The sequence below is a fragment of the Pseudoalteromonas sp. MER144-MNA-CIBAN-0113 genome, assembly GCF_040308965.1.
GTDB lineage: Bacteria > Pseudomonadota > Gammaproteobacteria > Enterobacterales > Alteromonadaceae > Pseudoalteromonas > Pseudoalteromonas tetraodonis.
Genome location: NZ_JBEOOG010000188.1, coordinates 1 through 790, shown reverse-complemented (window position 1 = coordinate 790; position 790 = coordinate 1). Strand labels below are relative to the sequence as shown.

Sequence of the window (790 nt, the reverse complement as noted above, 5' to 3'; positions counted from 1 at the left end):
ATTCTTGTGTAAATTGACGTCTCATTTTATTTGCCTCTGCTAAATGTTAGAGGCGACAACTATCCTGACACAGGGGGCTAAAGGCCCAGGAATGGGTAAAAAGATGAACGGAATGATGGAGCAAATGGGAGCACCTAAGCCTAAAGATCTCTACCCTACATTAATGCGTCTATCGAAACTTCCTCCTCACCTGGCCGATGAAGTACTTCAAAAAGCCATAAATAGAATGCAAAAAGGTAATCAAATAATGGTAGACGGCTTTATGTCGTTAGCTAATGCCGATGGTCAGCAAAACTATTCTGAAATGCAATCTTCTATAGCAAAAATAGAGCAAGGTTTAAGTCAATACAATAGTGGTTTAGCTACTAAAAGGGCGATAGCAGAAGGGCAGGAACCAAGGCGAGTGGCTCTTCAATGGTTTAAAAGTCAAATGAATCTCTTACCAACAGTGCCTAAAAGCGAGCAATCAAATATATTCGGAATAAGCATACTTCACTTTGGTGTTATGACCATTTTATTTCTATTTGCGTTTGTTTTTATTTGGGTATACGCCTTTAAAATGAAAAGAGCATCTGCGCTGTTAGAAGAATTAAAGATAGCTCCAGTCAAGGAGCCGCAAGTGATAGACAATGAAAATAAGAAAGAAGTTTCTGAAAATATAACCAATAGCCCCACGTTTGATAAGTCTAGTGAGTTGAATGGAGCATTGGTTACCCCCTGTGTCAGGATAGTTGTCGCCTCTAACTTTTAATAGAGGCAGATATAATGAGACGTCGATTTACACAAGAAT

At 39.0% G+C, this 790-nt stretch carries 1 protein-coding gene; it reads left to right on the top strand.

What is annotated here, in order from left to right:
- Positions 1 to 91 precede the first annotated feature (91 nt).
- Positions 92 to 751: a hypothetical protein gene (locus AAEY57_RS19340; RefSeq protein WP_350608588.1), complete on the top strand. Its 660-nt coding sequence runs from the start codon at positions 92 to 94 to the stop codon at positions 749 to 751.
- Positions 752 to 790 lie beyond the last annotated feature (39 nt).

Bases quoted from the DNA above. Each gene is read 5' to 3' on its own strand.
- AAEY57_RS19340 (WP_350608588.1), top strand. From the start codon at position 92: ATGGGTAAAAAGATGAACGGAATGATGGAGCAAATGGGAGCACCTAAG.